Raw genomic sequence first — 18376 nt, forward strand, 5'->3', positions numbered from 1 at the left:
AATGGGGAAACAAAAGATGGAGTTTTATATGAAGTTGCCAAGAAACAAGAAGGAGTTCGCGCTGTTTTTGGAGATCATATCAATGATTTCCGTAAATACTATTGCGCCGTTGATTACTTTCTTTGAAATGGGATTCCGTATGGACGTGTGGATGGATGTATTGAAAGTGATTCCGCTGATTTGGTGCAGCGTCATCGCACTTGTTTTGATTACGTACAAACCGGCTGAGTTGATGACCGGCAAACTGGTTAAAGAAGGCAATAGCTTCAATGCACATGTCATTGTGAATATCCTGTGCACAGTTTTTCTGATGTCGATATTCATGACCGTAGTCGGCACATGGATCGGCAGCAGACATGTCAGAATCGAACCGATCCGGACATTTTTCTACAAATGGCCGCGCAACTTTGCCATTTCGTTTGCGATAGAAGCATTGGTCGCCCAACCGATTGCCAGAACGGTTTTATTCAAGTTGCATCAGATTAAGGATGCGAAAGGCAACAGTGAACTAGCAGCTTAACGGGATAGGGATGTCTGAATATACGGGAAAGTATCTTCTTCGTGAAGGTACTTTTTTAACTTTTATGCTGATGAATTGATTGAGCAACACTGGTTGATTTGTAAGCTATCGTAGTAGGATTGCTTGGATAGTTCAATCAATGACATCAAATGCAAGGGCTTAAGCATTTGATTACAGAAGTGGTAAAATGAATATATAAGAATCCACAGCTAAAATGAAGATTATAGGCAGCGACGAAATAATCATTCAATAGTTTATACAAAAGGGGAATTGCTATGGGGAAAAATCGGCTTGAGGCTTTCAGCGATGGTGTGTTGGCAATTATCATCACCATCATGGTCCTGGAATTAAAGATACCGGAGGGGAAAGGGATAGAGGCACTTTTGTTGATATTTCCAACGTTCTTAAGTTACATACTGAGTTTTATTTATGTCGGGATTTATTGGAACAATCACCATCATCTGTTGCATACTCTTCAAAAGGTGACAGGTCCTGTTCTCTGGGCAAACCATCATCTGCTTTTTTGGTTATCGCTTGTTCCTTTCGCATCGGGATGGATGGGGGCAAACCCTTCTGCAAAGGTACCTGCAGCACTTTACGGCATAGTGTTGCTTATGGCATCGATTGCCTATCATGTGCTTCAAAAAATGATAATCAATGCTCAACAGCGAAGTTCTACGCTCAAACAAGCCATCGGAAATGACACTAAGGGAAAAGTATCCATGTTGGTTTATCTGACCGCTTCCGGGTTAGCAATCATCCAACCTTGGATTGCCCAGGCACTATACGTTATTTTGGCAATGCTCTGGTTAATCCCTGATAGGCGAATTGAGAATATGTTGTACAGCACCGAAAAGGATGGAAAAACAATAAAATAAATAACAGTTTCAATCCATCAAGTTGGATGATTCAGGAGCGGCATTGTTTGAGTGAATAGCTGAATTCCAGTGCAACATAAAAGGACGCAACGACAATCTGAATTTCTGACTGTCCTTGCGTCCATTTTTTCCATACTTACTTTTTTGTGCGTAATTTACAACCTCAAAATTCGTGCTAGACTGATTATAAGAGCAGCACAAATAAATCATTCAAAGGGGAATAGAGTATGTACATAGCCATGAAAGTAGACAACTTTATCGCAGTTAATTCCTTTATCAACAACCTAGATTTTGAAGGAACGGAAGTGCTTAGGGTTACGAAAGATCCGAAAATAGAAGCTTTTGATGAGCCGACGTATGCCCGAGTGATAGGCACTAACTTTAAGAATGGCACAATCGAAGTGAAGGTTTTGAGCCGTCTTTTGCCGGACGCGCCTGAATTCGCCAGAGGTTTCCTTGGAATTGCGTTCCGCATCGATGAAAACAATGAGCGTTTTGAATCGTTGTATATTCGCCCTACGAACGGCAGGAATGAAAATCAATTGAGAAGGAACCGATCCACACAATATTTCTCATACCCTGACTACAAATTCGACAGATTCAGGGCCGAAAGCCCAGGCGAGTACGAATCCTACGCCGACATTGGCCTGGATGAATGGATCAATCTGAAGGTCAAAGTGGACGGCGAACATGCCGAATTGTACGTGAATAATTCGAAGTATCCCGTATTGGTGGTCAATGACCTGAAACACGGACCAGACATGGAAGGCGCCATCGCATTATGGGTTGAAGAAGGGACGGAAGGCTTTTTCAAGGACTTGAAAGTCTATTGATTATTTCTCCTTGTGATTGTGTCCTTTCATCATCATCGGCATCATCACAAACATCATGATAGGACAGATGAACGGCGCGATGCTCAGCAGGATTCCTTGATAGCCGACCAACGGCAAACCGACCAGCAACAACAGTGGCAATCCGCAGCATAAGGCTAAGTGCAGAAAGTGGTTTTTGTGGCTGTACTTCGATGTTTTTGCGTCGTTGTGGTCATGGGTATTCTGCTGATCCACGGATTCTGTTGGGAGGTTCTTATCTTCTGGGTTATTGTTTTTGCAGCAATTCATAGGGTCATCTCCTTGTTAACTTTAATTAATATAGTTATACATCTTCAATGTGTGGATGATATGTAGATAGTTATTTTCTCAATGTTAATAAATGCACAGATTTTGAGAAGGAGGACTTCCTATGTTGGGTGCAATCATCGGGGATATCGTCGGTTCCCGCTTCGAATGGCATAACCATAAAGACAAGGAATTTGAACTTTTCACGGAAGATTGCCGGATGACGGACGATAGCATCATGACGCTCGCTGTTGCCAACGCACTGATGGAAACGGAGAAGGCACTGGAATCTGTGGCTAAGGGGCAGGAACGGAACAACGAATATTATATCTTGCTGGAGAAAATGAGCATCCAATATATGCAAGCGTTGGGGCGCAGCTACCCCGATTGCGGCTTCAGCCGGGCGTTCTTCCAGTGGATCATCAGCGATGATCCTCAGCCATACAACAGTTACGGCAACGGGGCGGCCATGCGGATCAGCCCGGTTGCGTATGTCGGTAGAACCCAAAAGGAGATTCAGGATCTTTCCGAAACCGTAACCGGTGTGTCACACAATCACGCAGAAGGTCTGAAGGGTGCGGAAGCAACGGCAACAGCGATCTTTATGGCAGGAAGATGTGCTTCGAAAGACGAAATCAAAAACAGGATTGCGGACGAGTATTACCCGCTGAATTTCACACTTGATGGAATCAGGGACTCCTACAGCTTTACAACGGATTGCCAAGCGACGGTTCCTCAAGCGATAGTGGCCTTCTTGGAATCCACTTCGTTCGAGGATGCCATCCGCAATGCTGTTTCGCTTGGCGGAGACAGCGATACACTGGCCGCCATTGCCGGTGCGATTGCGGAAGCCTATTACGGCATCCCGGAACAGATTAAAGAACGAGCATTGAGCTATTTTGATGTGGAACTGCTTTCGGTTTATGAGGAGTGGGTTCGGTTCATAAAAGACAGAAATCAGTAACCAAAAGGAAAGCCTATGGATCAATAGTTGATCTGAGGCTTTCCTTTTTGCGTCCTCCTAATTCGATGTTGGGATTAATTATTTTTTCACAAAGTTTACAGAAAACATAAATACTGTTAACAAGAAAATGACATTCGAGGAGTAAACTGAAATAGAAAGCGAAAGAAACAAGCAGGCTGTTTTTGGGTATGCGATATGAGGAGGAATTGACAGATGGTAAACAAAAGAATCAGAAGATCAATTACGGCAGCTTTGGTGGCAGGGGTTATGAGCACAGCGACGGTTGTTCCGGTTATGGCTGCCTCAAACAACGATGCGCATTTGACCGGCAACGGCAAAGATGTCAAGAATGTCATTCTGATGATTTCCGATGGCTGGGGATACAACCAAATTTTAGCGACGGATTACTATACCGAAGGGAAAGCAGGCACGCAAGTGTACGAAAACTTCCCGACACAATTGGCATTGAGCACTTATTCGCTGGGAGATTTGACGACGGAAGACAATGCTGAAGGTGTATATGATCCTGCTACTGTTTGGGAAAACTTCAACACATTGATGAACAACCCGACTGACTCTGCCGCTGCGGGTACAGCGATGTCAACTGGCGTGAAAACCTATGATGCAGCAATCGGTGTCGATGAGCAGCCAGAAGATTTGACGCATATGACACAAGATTTTGAAGCGCAGGGCAAGGCGACTGGCGTGGTCAGTTCCGTGGAATTCAGCCATGCTACGCCAGCAAGTTTTGTGGCGCACCACGAGAGCCGCAATGATTACAGCTTCTTGGCGAACGAAATGATCAAGGATAGCGCGACCGACGTCATCATGGGTGCCGGAAATCCACTGTATACCGATAATGGTGATGTTGCGGCTGCACCGAACTACAGATATGTGGGTGGAGCAGCTACCTGGAACGGATTGGTTGACGGTTCATTGGACGTTTCCGATGCGGACGGTGACGGGATCGATGATGCTTGGACGTTGATCCAAAGCAAAGAGGAGTTCGAAGCGCTTCAAATTGGTGAAACAGCAAGCCGCGTCATCGGCGTGCCGGAAGTTTATACGACCTTGCAGCAAGCTAGAGGAGGGGATGCAAAAGCTGATGCCTACGAGGTGGAGCAAAACAACAACGTACCTGGACTTGATGTGATGACAACAGGCGCATTGAATGTACTGGACAATGATGAAGATGGCTTCTTCCTGATGGTCGAAGGCGGCGCAATCGACTGGGCCGGACATGCCAATCAGAGTGGACGTCTGATTGAGGAACAAGCAGCCTTCAATGATTCAGTAGAAGCTGTCTACGAATGGGTGGAAGAAAACAGCAACTGGGGCGAAACGTTGCTGATCGTTACCGGAGACCATGAGACCGGCTATCTGACGGGAACAGCAGGCGTGTATGATGAAGTGGTGAACAACGGAGAAGGTGTGATGCCGACGATGGCATGGAATTCCGGGAACCACACCAACCAATTGATTCCTTTCTTTGCGAAGGGTGCAGGGGCAGAAATCTTAAAGAAAGTTGCCGATGAAACGGATCCTGTAAGGGGCGCTTACTTGGATAACACGGAAATTTCCGAAGTCATCCGCACATTGATCGACTGATAAGACTAAGCTGAATAATTATGAAGGAGCTAAAAGCCTGCGGATCATTCAATTGATCTGCAGGCTTTTGTTTTTGTATGGATCAAGGCAAGGAAAGTTTAGATGAGTCCTAAAAGTGGTATTATAATCTTGTAAAGAATGACTCTGGTTTTGGTTTTTTAGTACATAGCTTATGTAAAAAAAGGTGCCTTCCTTTCGTCAAACTAAAATAAGGAGAGTCTTGGTTATGAAATTCCACGAATTCGGGAACAAAAACCAAATGACGGTCATGCTTATCCATGGCCTTGGGACTACATGGGATAAGAGTTTCGGTAAAGAGATTCCTTTGTTGACGCCTCATTATTTTGTTGTTGCTGTCGGGCTCGATGGGCATAATCCAGAAGAGGAATCCAATTATATAGATGGGGAAAAAGAAGCAGAACAGGTTGAAAAATATATTCAGAATCACCTTGATGGAAAGATAGACGTGATTTATGCATCCTCCCTAGGCTGTATCACTGCACTTTTGACGGCCTATCGCCGGAAAGTGACAGTCAGGAATATTATCCTGGACGGTACAGCCGATATGTCTCTTGGCATATTCAACAAACCGGCGTCAATTGTAGCCGGTTGGTTTGGCGAAAAAATTCTAACAGACAAGATGAATGGATTTCTGAAACTTGGGGGGATCACACCCAAGATGCTTCAAACATTTCTATATCCCGGCATCTCCAGAACGACCCTGAAAAATGCTTTCTATGACGCGGCATCCATGTTCAACCAGCTTAATAAAATGGAGCCCTATAATGCGATCAGGGTAGCCTGTTGGTATGGCAGCAAGGAAAAGTTGGCTGCGCGAGGTGCGAAAAAAATCAGAAAAACATTCCCGAACGGTAAAGATACCCTGTTTGAAGGTTTTGGGCATGGTGAAATCCTTCTTCGTCCTGAACAATTCTTCAAGGAAATGCAACGTTTTTTGGATGAATGAAAATGCTATAACGTATAAATCTAATTTCCAGTCCCCAAACAAAATCTATCAGTAGCAGCATTCTATCTAACGGAAGAATAATGAGGAAACTATCATGAAAATGCAGTTTTGGTCCAAAACGACAACTGGGAAATGGGCAGCGGGTTTGACTTTGGCTTTCATCGTGTTGATAGCTTTAAAAATGGTTGGGCTTGGGGCTACAATCAGGCTGCCTCTACCGTCCCCCGTTCTTGCCTTGATGGGAGTGGTCGGTTTCATCATGGGGCTGGTAGCAATCATCAAATATAAGGATAGAGCCCTGCTGACGTTGTTGTCCATTCCGGTTGGGATAATCATCATCGCATGGACTCTCGCAGAAATTGCCTTTCCGCACTGATGCATCGTTATCTGAACATCAATCGAGTTAAGGCGTCCTTAGTCAGGACGTCTTTTTTTTGGCTCTTTATACTATTCTTACCGGGGAGGGATGTAAAAGCTTCCCTAGTGGGCGGTATGATATAATGAAATCGAAATATAGCGGTTACAAAAAAGTGTTTTAGGTCTATTTACAGTCTGCTGAATCGGGGAATGAGGAGTAGTTTATGGAGTCAATAAATGAATGTATAAAGGAATATGCTACGCAGCTAAGAAAAGGACAGATTCAGAAAGCTTATAAAGGAATCCTGACATTTATGTCAGAACTACGCTCCTATCTGGAAAGCGGGTACCCAGATTATACTGCTGGTAGTTTGTATTTTGGCTACATGGATATGACGTACTTTGCTTTCACACCTGCGAATTTGAAAAATAAGAAGCTGAAAATTGCCGTAGTTTATTTGCATGAAAAAGGCGTGTTCGAAGTTTGGTTAGCTGGGAATAACAGAAAAATTCAGGCTGAGTATATCGAGTTGATGAGCAGTGGAAATATTGGTAAATATAAATTATCACAGGTTATTCCGGGAGTTGATTCCATTATAGAATCAACTCTGGTTGAGAAGCCGGATTTTGACCATCCAGAGGAACTCAAGAAGCAGATTGAGAAGAAGACGATGGAATTTATAAAGGATATCACTTCTATACTGGATGAACTTCAAGGAATATTATAAGCGGATGTAAGGATAGGAGCTGGATGACATATGAGCAAAAAGTCTAGAATTATTAAGGAAGGGATACTTGTTACGATAGCGAGCTTTCTTACTTTGGCAGTTGCCTTTATGCTTTATTTTCTGATCTTTATGGTTTTTGAATCTATTGCAAATCAGGATGGTTCCTATGGATTTGTGTCACAACTGCGCGTTGGGTATGGGATTATTTGGCTTGGCCTATGTTTGCTAGTATACCGTACGACAGTATACGATTGGCTTAAAGCCAGCGTGCTGACTGCTTCACTAACCACTTTTATGGTTGGAATTGGTGTACAATTGTACGAAAGTCCCATTGTAGTGGGGTTGGTCCTGTTTTTGGTTGCTGCAACAAGTGTATTTCTGCTTCATAAAATGAATCAGAAATGGTATCACTACTATGCTATTGCAATTTCCATCATGGCTGCATTATTTTATTTATAACCTATTCGAACTATAACTTTTGTTCCGTTTTGTTTAGCCGATTCAACTAAGGGAGGAATAAGGAAATGTCCGGTCCATTAGATTTAAAAAGGGAATATAAGAATCTTTATCAGCCCAAGACGGTACCTGTGATCGTCGATGTGCCGAAGATGAAATTCATCATGGTTGACGGCAAGGGGGACCCAAATGATGAATCGGGGGAATACGCGAAAGCAATCGAAATGCTTTACGGGCTGTCCTACACCATCAAAATGAGCAGCAAAAGCGGCAATGCCCCGGCGGATTTCTTCGAATATGTCGTTCCGCCATTGGAGGGCCTCTGGTGGACGGAGCTTGATCGCCCCTTTGACACGAGCCAAAAGGACAAATTGATCTGGACAGCGATAATCCGGCAGCCGGAATTTGTCACTGATGAGGTATTCCGATGGGCCGTTGAGGGATTGAAGAAAAAGAAACCGGCGCTTGACCTCACTAAGGCGAGGTTGGCGGAGTTCACAGAAGGGCTTTGCGTTCAGATGCTGCATATGGGTCCCTATGATACGGAAGCAGTGACTGTCAAGGCTATCGACGACTTTGCTGCGTCCAAGGGATACGTCAATGCCATTTCGGAAGTAAGTCCGGATGGCACAATCCGTAGGCACCATGAAATTTACCTGAACGATGCGCGCAGAGTCGCTCCGGAAAAGATGAAGACAGTCGTCCGCCATCCGATCAGGATGAAAATGTAAAATGGATCGTGAAATGAAATCACGTTGTCGTATGATTTGCTCTAGCCTGTTACCGCAGTCCTAGAGCTTTTTTCTTATCATAATCATAAAATGAAAAATGCTCTTTCGTTGTCATGGACTGCGACGTCTTCAAGAAAAGGCAGATTTCCGGTTGCCCTCACAGCATCATTTAGCCAAGGAGGAATTGTATTGGAAAAGCTACTTCGGAAATATTATTTGAGCTCCTTTTATGTTATTACATTCCTATTCAGCATTTTTTTGTTAACCTTACATTTTATATTCCGAGCTGCAGGGAACTACTCTGTTTCCTTCACCCAATTGTCACCCGCACTTGCGGTGGTTGCTGTGTCCTTGATATTAAAGGACAAAATGATCATCAAGGATATAAGGAACCATTTTCGTGTGGATAGGACTGTTATGAAATGGCTGATACTTGCCATTGCTGTCCCGGCCATGTGCATCATCGTCAGCAGTTTCATACTGTCGTATTATGAAGTAGGCTTTGTCTCTTGGGAAGGCGATGCATTGTTCTATATACTGAATATAGTTGCGATGCTGATCGGTTGCGCGGCAGAAGAAATAGGTTGGCGCGGGTTTCTGTTGCCGAACCTGCAAAAAAAGTATACACCGTTTACCAGCAGTGTGATCGTGGGAATCCTGTGGGGCGTTTGGCATTTGAACTTTACTGGTGGCCTTTTTGGGTTCGTTTTGTATACGATCACCATCATCGAGATGTCTATTTTGATGTCTTGGCTGTACAACAAAACAGCTGGGAATCTTGTGCTCATGACTGTTTGGCACTTTACTTTCAATGCTACCTCGCATATGTTCTTATGGGACAGGTTCACCCTACAGTTGTTTGCGATTGAGAGTATAGTTTTCGGTATTCTTTGTCTATTCCTGTTTGTTGCCGAGAGAAATTCCTCTTTCTTTAAAAGCAGTGCTGGGAGCATCCAAGTATGAAAAACATACATTTCAAAGGAAAAACAGTAAAAATAGCGCTGATAAGCATGATGCTGTTAATCGGCGTTATTTCAATAGGCTCGATGGGTTACGTCAAAACGAACTATGATGAAAGTTTTTCCAGGGTCGACAAACCGGATCCTAAATATTCGGGCTATCTCAGATACAGCGATGTGGCGGATGCATATGATCGCACGGAGATCGCGTTCGAATCAAGCGGAAATATTTTGAAAGGCCATGTCTATGGCAGCGAAAATGATAAAGGCTTAGTCGTCATTTCTGCTGGTTTGGGATTCGGTGCAGAAAACTATCTGGCAGAAACGATGTATTTCGTTGATAACGGATGGCGCGTTTTGACCTTCGACAATACCGGGACACACGAAAGCGAAGGCGAGAGCACGATGGGCCCTTCGCAATCCTTGCTGGATTTGGATGCTGCCTTGACGTACATTCAAGGCGAGCAACGATTAAACAATTTACCTGTCATGCTATATGGACATAGCTGGGGAGGCTATGCGGTCACCGCAATTTTGGATTACGGCTTTGATATTGCTGCAGTCGCCAGCATCGCTGGATTCAATTCGCCCATTGAACTATTAAATGAGCAGTCGGACAGCCTGTTAGGGGCATTTTCCCCACTAGCCTATCCTTTCCTGTGGATATATCAGAATATGCTTTTCGGCAACACTGCCTGGGTTACAGCTACCAACGGCATAAATGGTACGGATACTCCGGTCATGATTATCCATGGCGTCGAAGATGAAGTGATAGCATACGACGGAGCGAGCATCATTGCCCATCGTGACGAAATAATCAATCCTAACGTTATTTATAAAACTAGCAGTGCAGAAAATTATGATGGACACAACAATCTATTCGAATCCGATGCCGCAAGCGAATATGCTAAAGCAAAAAATCTGGAATATAAGGAGATATACGATCGCTATGACGGGGAAATCCCAGATGACATCAAGGCGGAATATTACGAAAGTGTCTACAGATTCCGGACGAGTGAGTTGGATCTGGACTTCATGGATGAGATCAATTTCTTTTTTGAGGAGCAACAATGATTTCTGAATTATTTTGCTATATGGAAAATAAAACGCTTCCCTTGAAGTGCACTCCAAGGTGTATACTTCTGTTGGTAATGCGAGTGGCGCCATTTTGATTAGCAAAAAGGCGCAATGATCAAAATAAACAGCTTCGGAAAGGAAGGAAATAATATGACAACATGGTTGATTACAGGCTGTTCCAGCGGCATCGGCAGAGGAATCGCAAAAGCAGTTTTAAAACATGGGGATAACGCGATAGTGACTGCACGGAACATTTCCACGGTGGCGGATATCGTCGAAAATTATCCCGACACTGCTATTGCGGTGCCTTTGGATATAACGAATAAAGAAAGTATTGCAGATGCCGTGAAAGCGGCAGCCGATAATTTTGGCGGAATTGATATCTTGGTCAACAATGCAGGATACGGCTACCGCTCGTCCGTCGAAGAAGGCGAGGAAGAAAGTGTGAATCTCTTGTTCAATACGAACTTCTTCGGCCCGATTGAATTGATCAAGCAAGTATTGCCATACATGCGTGCACAGAAAAACGGCGCCATACTCAATGTTTCCTCGATTGCTGCCGCCCGCTCAGGTGTCGGCTCCGGCTACTATGCAGCATCCAAGGCCGCTTTGGAATTGATGACGGACGGCTTGATGAAGGAAGTCGCTCCGTTGGGGATCAAAGTAATGACCGTGGAACCAGGCGCATTCCGGACCAAATTCTACGACACTTCCCTGAAAGGGACCCAGAAGCAGATCGAAGATTATGCCGAAACTGCTTGAAAAACCAGAAAAGAGAACATCGTCGACAACCAGGACCAACCCGGCGATCCCGACAAGGCGGGGGAAGTCATCTACGAAACCATGAAGAAAGAAAATCTTCCGAAACGGTTATTGCTTGGTTCGGATGCAGTGAAAATCGTATCCGCCGAGATGAAGGAAAGGTTGCAGGAGATCGAGGATTGGAGCGCCGTCAGTAAACAGACAGACTACTGAATTGGGTTGATTGAAAATGTAAGAACATTGCAATGATGTAAGACTGTGTAGATGGCCATATAAGCCTGATCCGCAGTCTTATTTGTTTGAGTGGTACCTACGGAGAAACTCAAAGCCAATCCTCTTGCAAAAGGAAGTGACTTATAATAAAATATATGCATGCGCATGCAATTTGAAGCGGCCGAGCATTTTGTTAGGGAATTTCTGGCAAGCTCGGTAGAATGAAATAAAGCGATCCAAGGGAGAGAAAAATATGTCAACAATGAACAGCAAACTGACTTTCAAACGCGGCCTTGAACTTAAAAACCGCATCATGATGGCACCGATGACGACGAAGATGAGTTTCTATGATGGGGTAGTGACATCCGACGAAATCAATTACTATGCGCTTCGTTCCGGTGAAATAGGTGCGGTCATCACAGGCGCTGCAAATGTTCAGAACGACGGTAAAGGTTGGGAAGGCGAATTGAGCGTCGCTTCCGATGTGTTCATTCCGGGTTTGAGTAAATTGGCTTCTGCCATCAAGAAAAATGGCACTAAAGCCATCCTGCAGATTTTCCACGGTGGCCGCATGACGGATTCAAGCGTATTGAGAGGCGTTCAGCCAGTAGCGCCAAGTGCGATTGCTGCCGAAAGACCGAATGCCGAAACGCCAAGAGCATTGGCAGATGACGAAATACTTGATCTGATCGAAAACTTTAAAGCCGCGACTCGCCGCGCGATTGAAGCCGGTTTTGACGGTGTGGAACTGCATGGTGCAAATACTTATTTGTTGCAACAATTCTTCTCGCCGCACTCCAACCGCAGGGACGACGAATGGGGCGGCACCCTGGAAAATCGGTTCAGTTTCATCGACAAATTGGTTGATGAAGTGACAGCAACCGTGGATGAATCGGGCGCCGAAAACTTTATCGTCGGCTACCGCTTTTCCCCTGAAGAATACGAAAATCCTGGAATCCGTTTTTCGGATACGCTCTTCCTTGTGGACCAATTAGCCGATAAAGGTTTGGATTATCTGCATATTTCCTTGAGGGACCGTCAACTGGTTTCCGTTTCTGAAGATCATAAAGAGAAAAGCATGATGGCGTACATCCATGAGCAAATTAACGGACGTGTGCCGTTGGTCGGTGTCGGCGATGTCCGCACGAGCGAAGACGCGGAGCAAGTATTGGAAAATGCGGAGCTTGTTGCCGTTGGACGTGCATTGCTGATCGATCCACATTGGGGTGCGAAAGCCCTCGACAAAAAGGATGATCTGATTCGCCAAGAAATATCCAGCTACGACCGCGAAGAACTGTTCCTTGCGAACGGCGTCTGGGGTTTCATGGAATTCATGATGCCGGACCGTTTGGGAAAATAAGCAATTAGTTAGACCATACAGACTTCCTGGAATGGAAGTTCTGTGTGGTCTTTTTTGCGTTGTGTCAGGTGAAGCTGTACACGATTCCGGGGCTGATGATATGTTATAATGAGGTCGAAAAAGAACGGTTACAAAGTGCGTAGGACAGTCGATTGTCTTCCTTAATCCATAGGCTTTTGTCAGTCCAAGGAGGGACTTCAGATGATCAAAAATAACAAACGCCAGTACAAGTTTTTCCTCATCATGACCATGTTTTTGTTTATCTTTTCGGGCTGCGGTTCATCGAGCGACGAAACTGACTCATCTTCAGATCCGGAAGCGATCAGGGAGAGCCAAATCAGCGAACTGGAAAGCAGTGATCTGATCGCGAATGTGGATGCGTATACGGCTATCCAAGGCGTGCTAGCGGAATCAGCAGCTCCGACGCCAGCCAAAGTGTTCATCATCGAAAACGATGAATCCGTTGAGGAAGGGGCCGGAGAAAAGTACGTGTATTCACCGCACTATCTCGATTTGCCGGAAGAATTGCAGGCCAAGTCGGACGCCGAGATGAACGTGCTGGTGAGGCTTCGCAGCTATTACATGGAGACGGGAACCTATTCAAATGAAGGGATCGCTTATACGCGCTACGTCCAAATAACCATCCTGGACAGGGCTGCCGGCACCATCATCCATGAGGAAACAATGATCGGATCAGCTCCTTTCAGCATCAGTGAAGATCAATCAGCCGGTTATGGCTATGTGGCGGAATATCAGGTTTTGGATACAATCTTGTCATTTTTCGGGTATACGGAAGAATGAAGATTTACATCGCGACTTATATCAATTCCGATCATAGGCAGAGTCAATTAATCGGGCCGTTCTCATGAAAGTGGAGGGAAATTATGAGTAATAAAAAAGATGAATGTTCTTGCGGGGGTGATTGCTGCGCACAAAAACAAGAAAAAAAGAAAATTGACATCGATTTCTTGTATTTGGATTTAAATACATGCAAAAGGTGTCAGGGGGCTGAAAGTAATTTGGATCGGGCCACAAATGAAGTTTCGGCAGTTTTGACATCCGCTGGCTATGGAGTGAGCGTAAATAAAGTAAATATCTCATCACCTGAGTTGGCAATCAAATATGAATTTCTCAGTTCGCCAACGATAAGAATCAACGGTAATGACATCTCCTTGGATGTTACAGAAACTTCTTGCAAGGACTGCGGAGATATTTGCGGAGATTCTGTAGATTGCAGATCCTGGATATATGAAGGTATTGAACATCCTGAACCACCAAAAGAAATGCTTGTGAATGCAATTCTGAAGGAAGTCTATGGAATGCATTCAGAATCTCCGAAATCCAAAAAGGAGTATGTATTGCCGGATAACCTAAGAGCATTCTTCACTGGGTCTGAAGCAAAGAAAGAGGAATGAGAAAAGCGGAGAACTATGCCAAAAGTTACCATAAGTGGGGAAGCAAAGATGATTGATCAGGATGGATTAGCTTTATCTTCAATTTTGTAGCTTACAGAGGCGAATAAAAGTGGATAATCTAAAAAAGAGCGATTATCTATTTAAGGTAGTCCGGCTTGTGTTCACATTTTGTCCGCAATACTGTTGGATTATGGACAAAATGTAGGCGCTTAAAAGTGCTATAATGAACCAGAAGAATATTTCTAGGAGGTCTGTGTTGATGAAAGATGAAAATTGCGCCTATTGCATGGAAGGCGAAATGGTGTTGGCTTTCGGCTACCCTTGCTGTGAATTGCCTTACAGTAAAGTCTACGTTTTTAAAGAACAAAGCCACAAAGGCCGTGTGATTGTTGCCTATAAAGACCACGTGAGCGAATTGGTGAACATCACGGATGAGGAGCGCAACGGTTACTTCGCGGATATCGCCACAGTTGCGAACGCATTGCACAAAGCCTTCAGCCCTGAAAAAGTAAACTACGGCGCTTACGGCGATACCGGCAAACACCTGCACTTCCACTTGGTGCCAAAATACAAAGACGATGCCTTCGAATGGGGCTCGACATTCGACATGAACCCAGGCCGTGTGACCTTGACGGACGATGCGTACGAAGCATTAGCTGAAGAAATCCGCATCAATCTATAAGGAAATGTAAAAATTCTCTTTCTAAGAAGCTGATTCCAAAAACGGAATCAGCTTTTTTGCGCGGACTCGTCGACTGTTGAGGGCAGGATATTTGCGGAATAGCCGACAAGCGCTTCAGGCGTCGACTGTTGCGGAAAAAGTGAATGCGGAACAGTCAACATAAGCTGCGGCCGTCGACTATTGTCGGAAAAATGAAGGACGAACAGTCAACGGGTGCTCACTTCGTCGGCTGATCTCTAGGGAGCGGATGTGGAACAGCCGACAAGAGGTATAGAAAACGCATAAACAGCCGACAGAACGCCCCATCGGCCGTTTGTGCGTTTCAGCATTTTTTCTGCATACTGTACTGTTTGTTCCGCTCAAAAAGGGCACCGTTTCAGTTTGATTTGATTCGTAAAATTAGTAGGAGTCGGAGCGATGTTCTATAATAAGAATAACAACAAACGCACACAAATTGGGGGAAACCGGATGATACTGGAAGAAAGAATCAAGCAACTGAACGCTAAAAATACAGCGATGGAGCGACCCTATGTCGTCTATTGGATGCAGAGCTCGCAGCGGGCGGAGTACAACCATGCTTTGGAATACGCGATCCGCCAGGCAAACAGGCTCGAGAAGCCGCTGGTCGTTTACTTCGGGATTACGGACGGTTTTCCGGAAGCCAATGAGCGCCACTATGCATTCATGCTGGAAGGGCTGAAGGAAACGAAGGCCGCCTTGGAGCAACGCGGCATCCAAATGCTGATCCGGAAAATATCGCCGGAACAAGGAGCATTGGAAATTTCCGGATTGGCGGCCCTGTTGGTGGTCGACCGCGGTTATCTCCGGATCGAGCGGCAATGGCGCGCTACCTTGGCCGAGGGTGCTGAATGTGCCGTCGTTCAGATTGAAAGCAATGTCGTTGTTCCGGTCGAACTGGCTTCTCCGAAAGAGGAGTATTCCGCCGCGACCCTGCGCTCCAAGCTGAAGAAAATCCTGCCGCATTGTTTGGCGCCATTGGAGGAGACCGTCTGCCAACATCCATCCGTAGCAGCGGAGCTTCCATTCGAGGCCTATGACGTTTCCGATACCGAAAAGGCCTTGGCCGGCTTGGCTATCGACCGTAGTGTCCCGCGCGTTTCCGATTATATCGGCGGAACCACGGTGGCCAAACTCTGGTTGGAGGATTTCATCGAGAATAGACTGGCCGGGTACAGCGAACGCAAGAATCGTCCCGGCGAGTCCTTCACCTCAAATCTGAGTCCATATCTCCATTTCGGCCAGATTTCACCGCTCTATATCTACCGCAGACTGATGGGGATGGACAGCGAAAGTCAGCAAAGTTTCCTCGAGGAACTTGTTGTCAGAAGAGAATTGGCCGTCAATTTCGTTTACTACAATGAACAGTACGATTCCTATGCAGCTGTTCCGGATTGGGCCAAGAAGACACTGGACAAGCACTTGGCGGATGAACGCGAATATCTGTATTCTGTGGAGGAATTGGAAGCGGCCAAGACCCACGACGACTATTGGAACGCCGCGCAGCTGGAGATGAACCTGACCGGTAAAATGCATGGGTACATGCGGATGTACTGGGCCAAGAAAATTCTTGAGTGGAGCAGCACGCCGGAGGAAGCCTATCGAAAAGCCATTTATCTGAACAATAAGTACCTGTTGGACGGCCGCGATCCGAACGGGTTTGCCGGAGTGAGCTGGTGCTTCGGCAAGCATGACCGGCCGTGGGGGGAACGTGCCATCTTCGGCAATGTCCGGTTCATGAATGACAAAGGCCTGAAGCGCAAGTTCGATATGCAACTGTATCTGGAACAGGTTGCGGAACGGGCACGCAAACGCAACTAAAAGGAGGCGGAACGGATGGCGAGAAACGGCAAAAAGGCAGAACCCTTGCCTATAATCCTTTTGGTTCTTTTCGTTATAGCGTACATTATTTCGGCTATCCGTCCATTGGATCGGCTGGCTTGGATAGGTCAGATGACGCCAGCAGTTCTGTTGGTATTATTGCTGGTCGTGACTTACCGGAAGTTCCGTTTCAGCACTTTCGTCTATGTGATGGCTTTTCTGCATGCCTTGTTGTTGCTGTACGGCGCGCACTACACTTACTCCCAGAATCCGCTGTTCAATCAATGGAAAGAGCAGTTTGGTTGGGAGCGCAATTACTTCGACCGGGTGGGGCACTTTGCCCAAGGCTTCGTACCGGCTTTTTTGGCCAAGGAGTTTTTGTTGCGGGGCGGCTACGTCAAGAAAGGCAAACTGCTGATGCTTATCGTTATTCTGTCCTGCCTCGGCTTCAGCGCAGCCTACGAACTGAGTGAATTCGCGGTCGTTAAAATTATGGATGTTCCCGCCGACACCGTGATGGGGACACAGGGAGACGCCTTCGACAGCCTCTGGGATATGATTTGGGCCTTGATCGGTGCGAGCCTGGCGGTGTTCGTGTTCGGCCCGTTCCAAGACAGCCAAATAGAACAGATGGGGGATGGTTAAAGGCATTCTGATTGAAGAACAGTTTGATTCAACGAATGAGAACGGTCAATTGGCATTATTTTCCAGTCATTTTAGAAAGGTAGGTATATCATCATGAAAGAGATCACGACAGAAAAACTACGGCGCTTCAATCTGATCATGGGTGGACTCCACCTGATCCAAGCAGTCGCAATGCTGTTTTTGGCAACAAATGTCATCCAGAAAATCGGTGAGTTCAGTCCTGAAATCAGCCAATTCTACTTGGCCTTCAATCCTGAAACGCGCTCGTTGGAGACTGCCTCGCGAGTTCTTTTTGAATTACCATTTGGAGTTATGGTCGCTTCGTTCTTGTTCATTTCAGCCATCGCGCATGCCTTGGTTTCCATTCCGAAAAAGCTTAATGAAATCTATAATGCTGATTTGGCGAAGGGCATCAATAAATTCCGCTGGTTCGAGTATTCGCTCAGCTCGTCAATCATGATTGTCCTGATTGCGACGCTGTTCGGCATCTACGATATCGCTTCGCTGATTCTGATCTTCATCGTCAACGCCACCATGAATTTTTTCGGGCTTGTAATGGAACAGTTGAATGTAGGCCGCTCAAAAGACAACATTGAGTGGGGACCGTTCATTTGGGGCTCGATTGCCGGTGTTGCGCCATGGATCGCTATTTTGCTGTACATGTTCGGGACCGGTAATTTCGGCGAAGTGCCTTGGTTTGTCTGGGCAATCGTCGGTACTTATTTCGTTGCTTTCAACACGTTCCCGATCAACATGATTTTGCAGTACAAAAAAGTCGGGAAATGGGCGGACTACCTCTACGGGGAGCGGGTCTACATCGTGCTCAGTCTGGTTGCGAAATCGATTCTTGCCTGGCTTGTGCTTTTCGGAGCGATGCAGCCGTAATTTTGGTAGGCTTCAGGCGCTGTCATTTACAAAAACAATACAGGATTTTTTGATACGATTTACAATGACGGTGTATATTGGATGTGTGGAGGAAATGTAACTTGTTGCTGCTTTGCTTATTTTTGAATGACATGCTTCAGCCGGACAGGTTGGGCGTCCACCAGAAAGCTTCTGATGGATGCCCAACCTGTCCGCTTTTTGCGTCGTCAGCC

General features: G+C 45.6%; 22 protein-coding genes. 21 read left to right on the forward strand and 1 reads right to left on the reverse strand.

Translation table 11 applies throughout. The annotated features are described in order from the left end of the window. Positions 1–28: 28 nt before the first annotated feature. From ACKPBX_RS10555 to ACKPBX_RS10565, 3 genes are all read left to right on the forward strand, one after another. Entirely contained in the window at positions 29–520 is a 492-nt protein-coding gene (locus tag ACKPBX_RS10555; RefSeq protein WP_233442772.1) for a DUF2798 domain-containing protein, read from the forward strand. 275 nt (positions 521–795) lie between these two features. After that, positions 796–1398: a TMEM175 family protein gene (locus ACKPBX_RS10560; protein WP_140186805.1), complete on the forward strand. Its 603-nt coding sequence runs from the start codon at positions 796–798 to the stop codon at positions 1396–1398. Positions 1399–1625: 227 nt separating this feature from the next. Further along, on the forward strand, positions 1626–2231 hold the full coding sequence (locus tag ACKPBX_RS10565) for a hypothetical protein (RefSeq protein ID WP_319995314.1): 606 nt from the start codon (positions 1626–1628) through the stop codon (positions 2229–2231). On the opposite strand, the gene ACKPBX_RS10570 is transcribed toward ACKPBX_RS10565, so the two are convergent. Then, positions 2232–2519, reverse strand: coding sequence for a hypothetical protein (locus ACKPBX_RS10570; RefSeq protein WP_140186801.1), 288 nt, complete (start codon positions 2517–2519; stop codon positions 2232–2234). It abuts the gene before it with no gap. 121 nt (positions 2520–2640) lie between these two features. Here ACKPBX_RS10570 and ACKPBX_RS10575 point away from each other — a divergent pair, with 121 nt between their 5' ends. From ACKPBX_RS10575 to heR, 18 genes are all read left to right on the forward strand, one after another. Next, on the forward strand, positions 2641–3480 hold the full coding sequence (locus ACKPBX_RS10575; protein WP_319995315.1) for an ADP-ribosylglycohydrolase family protein: 840 nt from the start codon (positions 2641–2643) through the stop codon (positions 3478–3480). A 213-nt stretch (positions 3481–3693) separates the two neighbouring features. Next, complete coding sequence (locus ACKPBX_RS10580) at positions 3694–5088, forward strand: alkaline phosphatase (protein WP_319995316.1); 1395 nt, start codon at positions 3694–3696, stop codon at positions 5086–5088. A 268-nt stretch (positions 5089–5356) separates the two neighbouring features. Next, the gene (locus ACKPBX_RS10585; protein ID WP_180687987.1) at positions 5357–6055 is read left to right on the forward strand and encodes an alpha/beta fold hydrolase; all 699 of its coding nucleotides are present in this window, start codon (positions 5357–5359) and stop codon (positions 6053–6055) included. Between the two features lie 94 nt (positions 6056–6149). Beyond that, on the forward strand, positions 6150–6431 hold the full coding sequence (locus ACKPBX_RS10590; protein WP_319995317.1) for a hypothetical protein: 282 nt from the start codon (positions 6150–6152) through the stop codon (positions 6429–6431). Between the two features lie 205 nt (positions 6432–6636). Then, positions 6637–7140 carry a DUF7000 family protein gene (locus tag ACKPBX_RS10595; protein WP_319995318.1) on the forward strand — a complete coding sequence of 168 codons (504 nt, stop codon included), beginning with the start codon at positions 6637–6639 and terminating at the stop codon, positions 7138–7140. A 30-nt stretch (positions 7141–7170) separates the two neighbouring features. After that, positions 7171–7599, forward strand: coding sequence for a hypothetical protein (locus tag ACKPBX_RS10600; RefSeq protein WP_319995319.1), 429 nt, complete (start codon positions 7171–7173; stop codon positions 7597–7599). Between the two features lie 65 nt (positions 7600–7664). Continuing rightward, positions 7665–8327, forward strand: coding sequence for a GyrI-like domain-containing protein (locus ACKPBX_RS10605; RefSeq protein WP_319995320.1), 663 nt, complete (start codon positions 7665–7667; stop codon positions 8325–8327). A 402-nt stretch (positions 8328–8729) separates the two neighbouring features. Next, on the forward strand, positions 8730–9290 hold the full coding sequence (locus ACKPBX_RS10610) for a CPBP family intramembrane glutamic endopeptidase (RefSeq protein ID WP_319995321.1): 561 nt from the start codon (positions 8730–8732) through the stop codon (positions 9288–9290). Next, positions 9287–10360: an alpha/beta hydrolase gene (locus tag ACKPBX_RS10615; protein WP_319995322.1), complete on the forward strand. Its 1074-nt coding sequence runs from the start codon at positions 9287–9289 to the stop codon at positions 10358–10360. Before ACKPBX_RS10610 ends, ACKPBX_RS10615 begins: the two co-directional genes overlap by 4 nt. A gap of 153 nt (positions 10361–10513) precedes the next feature. Next, a complete protein-coding gene (locus tag ACKPBX_RS10620; RefSeq protein WP_319995323.1) occupies positions 10514–11125 on the forward strand; it encodes an SDR family NAD(P)-dependent oxidoreductase in 612 nt (203 codons plus the stop codon). An 81-nt stretch (positions 11126–11206) separates the two neighbouring features. Continuing rightward, the gene (locus ACKPBX_RS10625) at positions 11207–11338 is read left to right on the forward strand and encodes a hypothetical protein (protein ID WP_319995324.1); all 132 of its coding nucleotides are present in this window, start codon (positions 11207–11209) and stop codon (positions 11336–11338) included. Between the two features lie 253 nt (positions 11339–11591). After that, entirely contained in the window at positions 11592–12698 is a 1107-nt protein-coding gene (locus ACKPBX_RS10630) for an NADH-dependent flavin oxidoreductase (RefSeq protein ID WP_319995325.1), read from the forward strand. 201 nt (positions 12699–12899) lie between these two features. After that, positions 12900–13499, forward strand: coding sequence for a hypothetical protein (locus ACKPBX_RS10635; RefSeq protein ID WP_319995326.1), 600 nt, complete (start codon positions 12900–12902; stop codon positions 13497–13499). 83 nt (positions 13500–13582) lie between these two features. Beyond that, on the forward strand, positions 13583–14113 hold the full coding sequence (locus tag ACKPBX_RS10640; RefSeq protein WP_319995327.1) for a DUF2703 domain-containing protein: 531 nt from the start codon (positions 13583–13585) through the stop codon (positions 14111–14113). Between the two features lie 259 nt (positions 14114–14372). Next, positions 14373–14795 (forward strand): HIT family protein, encoded by a 423-nt coding sequence (locus ACKPBX_RS10645; RefSeq protein ID WP_288926029.1) that lies wholly within the window; start codon positions 14373–14375, stop codon positions 14793–14795. A 417-nt stretch (positions 14796–15212) separates the two neighbouring features. Next, a complete protein-coding gene (locus ACKPBX_RS10650; RefSeq protein ID WP_319995328.1) occupies positions 15213–16634 on the forward strand; it encodes a deoxyribodipyrimidine photo-lyase in 1422 nt (473 codons plus the stop codon). Between the two features lie 15 nt (positions 16635–16649). Further along, complete coding sequence (locus tag ACKPBX_RS10655) at positions 16650–17279, forward strand: DUF2238 domain-containing protein (RefSeq protein WP_319995329.1); 630 nt, start codon at positions 16650–16652, stop codon at positions 17277–17279. A 93-nt stretch (positions 17280–17372) separates the two neighbouring features. Continuing rightward, positions 17373–18164, forward strand: coding sequence for a heliorhodopsin HeR (gene heR / locus ACKPBX_RS10660; RefSeq protein WP_319995330.1), 792 nt, complete (start codon positions 17373–17375; stop codon positions 18162–18164). Positions 18165–18376: the final 212 nt, after the last annotated feature.

The organism is Trichococcus shcherbakoviae, assembly GCF_963666195.1.
GTDB lineage: Bacteria > Bacillota > Bacilli > Lactobacillales > Aerococcaceae > Trichococcus > Trichococcus shcherbakoviae.

What these genes read in the sequence shown, in the direction of transcription:
- ACKPBX_RS10555 (WP_233442772.1), top strand. Translation starts at nt 29, where the DNA reads ATGAAGTTGCCAAGAAACAAGAAGGAGTTCGCGCTGTTTTTGGAGATC.
- ACKPBX_RS10560 (WP_140186805.1), top strand. Translation starts at nt 796, where the DNA reads ATGGGGAAAAATCGGCTTGAGGCTTTCAGCGATGGTGTGTTGGCAATT.
- ACKPBX_RS10565 (WP_319995314.1), top strand. Translation starts at nt 1,626, where the DNA reads ATGTACATAGCCATGAAAGTAGACAACTTTATCGCAGTTAATTCCTTT.
- ACKPBX_RS10570 (WP_140186801.1), bottom strand. Translation starts at nt 2,519, where the DNA reads ATGAATTGCTGCAAAAACAATAACCCAGAAGATAAGAACCTCCCAACA.
- ACKPBX_RS10575 (WP_319995315.1), top strand. Translation starts at nt 2,641, where the DNA reads ATGTTGGGTGCAATCATCGGGGATATCGTCGGTTCCCGCTTCGAATGG.
- ACKPBX_RS10580 (WP_319995316.1), top strand. Translation starts at nt 3,694, where the DNA reads ATGGTAAACAAAAGAATCAGAAGATCAATTACGGCAGCTTTGGTGGCA.
- ACKPBX_RS10585 (WP_180687987.1), top strand. Translation starts at nt 5,357, where the DNA reads ATGCTTATCCATGGCCTTGGGACTACATGGGATAAGAGTTTCGGTAAA.
- ACKPBX_RS10590 (WP_319995317.1), top strand. Translation starts at nt 6,150, where the DNA reads ATGAAAATGCAGTTTTGGTCCAAAACGACAACTGGGAAATGGGCAGCG.
- ACKPBX_RS10595 (WP_319995318.1), top strand. Translation starts at nt 6,637, where the DNA reads ATGGAGTCAATAAATGAATGTATAAAGGAATATGCTACGCAGCTAAGA.
- ACKPBX_RS10600 (WP_319995319.1), top strand. Translation starts at nt 7,171, where the DNA reads ATGAGCAAAAAGTCTAGAATTATTAAGGAAGGGATACTTGTTACGATA.
- ACKPBX_RS10605 (WP_319995320.1), top strand. Translation starts at nt 7,665, where the DNA reads ATGTCCGGTCCATTAGATTTAAAAAGGGAATATAAGAATCTTTATCAG.
- ACKPBX_RS10615 (WP_319995322.1), top strand. Translation starts at nt 9,287, where the DNA reads ATGAAAAACATACATTTCAAAGGAAAAACAGTAAAAATAGCGCTGATA.
- ACKPBX_RS10620 (WP_319995323.1), top strand. Translation starts at nt 10,514, where the DNA reads ATGACAACATGGTTGATTACAGGCTGTTCCAGCGGCATCGGCAGAGGA.
- ACKPBX_RS10625 (WP_319995324.1), top strand. Translation starts at nt 11,207, where the DNA reads ATGAAGAAAGAAAATCTTCCGAAACGGTTATTGCTTGGTTCGGATGCA.
- ACKPBX_RS10630 (WP_319995325.1), top strand. Translation starts at nt 11,592, where the DNA reads ATGTCAACAATGAACAGCAAACTGACTTTCAAACGCGGCCTTGAACTT.
- ACKPBX_RS10635 (WP_319995326.1), top strand. Translation starts at nt 12,900, where the DNA reads ATGATCAAAAATAACAAACGCCAGTACAAGTTTTTCCTCATCATGACC.
- ACKPBX_RS10640 (WP_319995327.1), top strand. Translation starts at nt 13,583, where the DNA reads ATGAGTAATAAAAAAGATGAATGTTCTTGCGGGGGTGATTGCTGCGCA.
- ACKPBX_RS10645 (WP_288926029.1), top strand. Translation starts at nt 14,373, where the DNA reads ATGAAAGATGAAAATTGCGCCTATTGCATGGAAGGCGAAATGGTGTTG.
- ACKPBX_RS10650 (WP_319995328.1), top strand. Translation starts at nt 15,213, where the DNA reads ATGTTCTATAATAAGAATAACAACAAACGCACACAAATTGGGGGAAAC.
- ACKPBX_RS10655 (WP_319995329.1), top strand. Translation starts at nt 16,650, where the DNA reads ATGGCGAGAAACGGCAAAAAGGCAGAACCCTTGCCTATAATCCTTTTG.
- heR (WP_319995330.1), top strand. Translation starts at nt 17,373, where the DNA reads ATGAAAGAGATCACGACAGAAAAACTACGGCGCTTCAATCTGATCATG.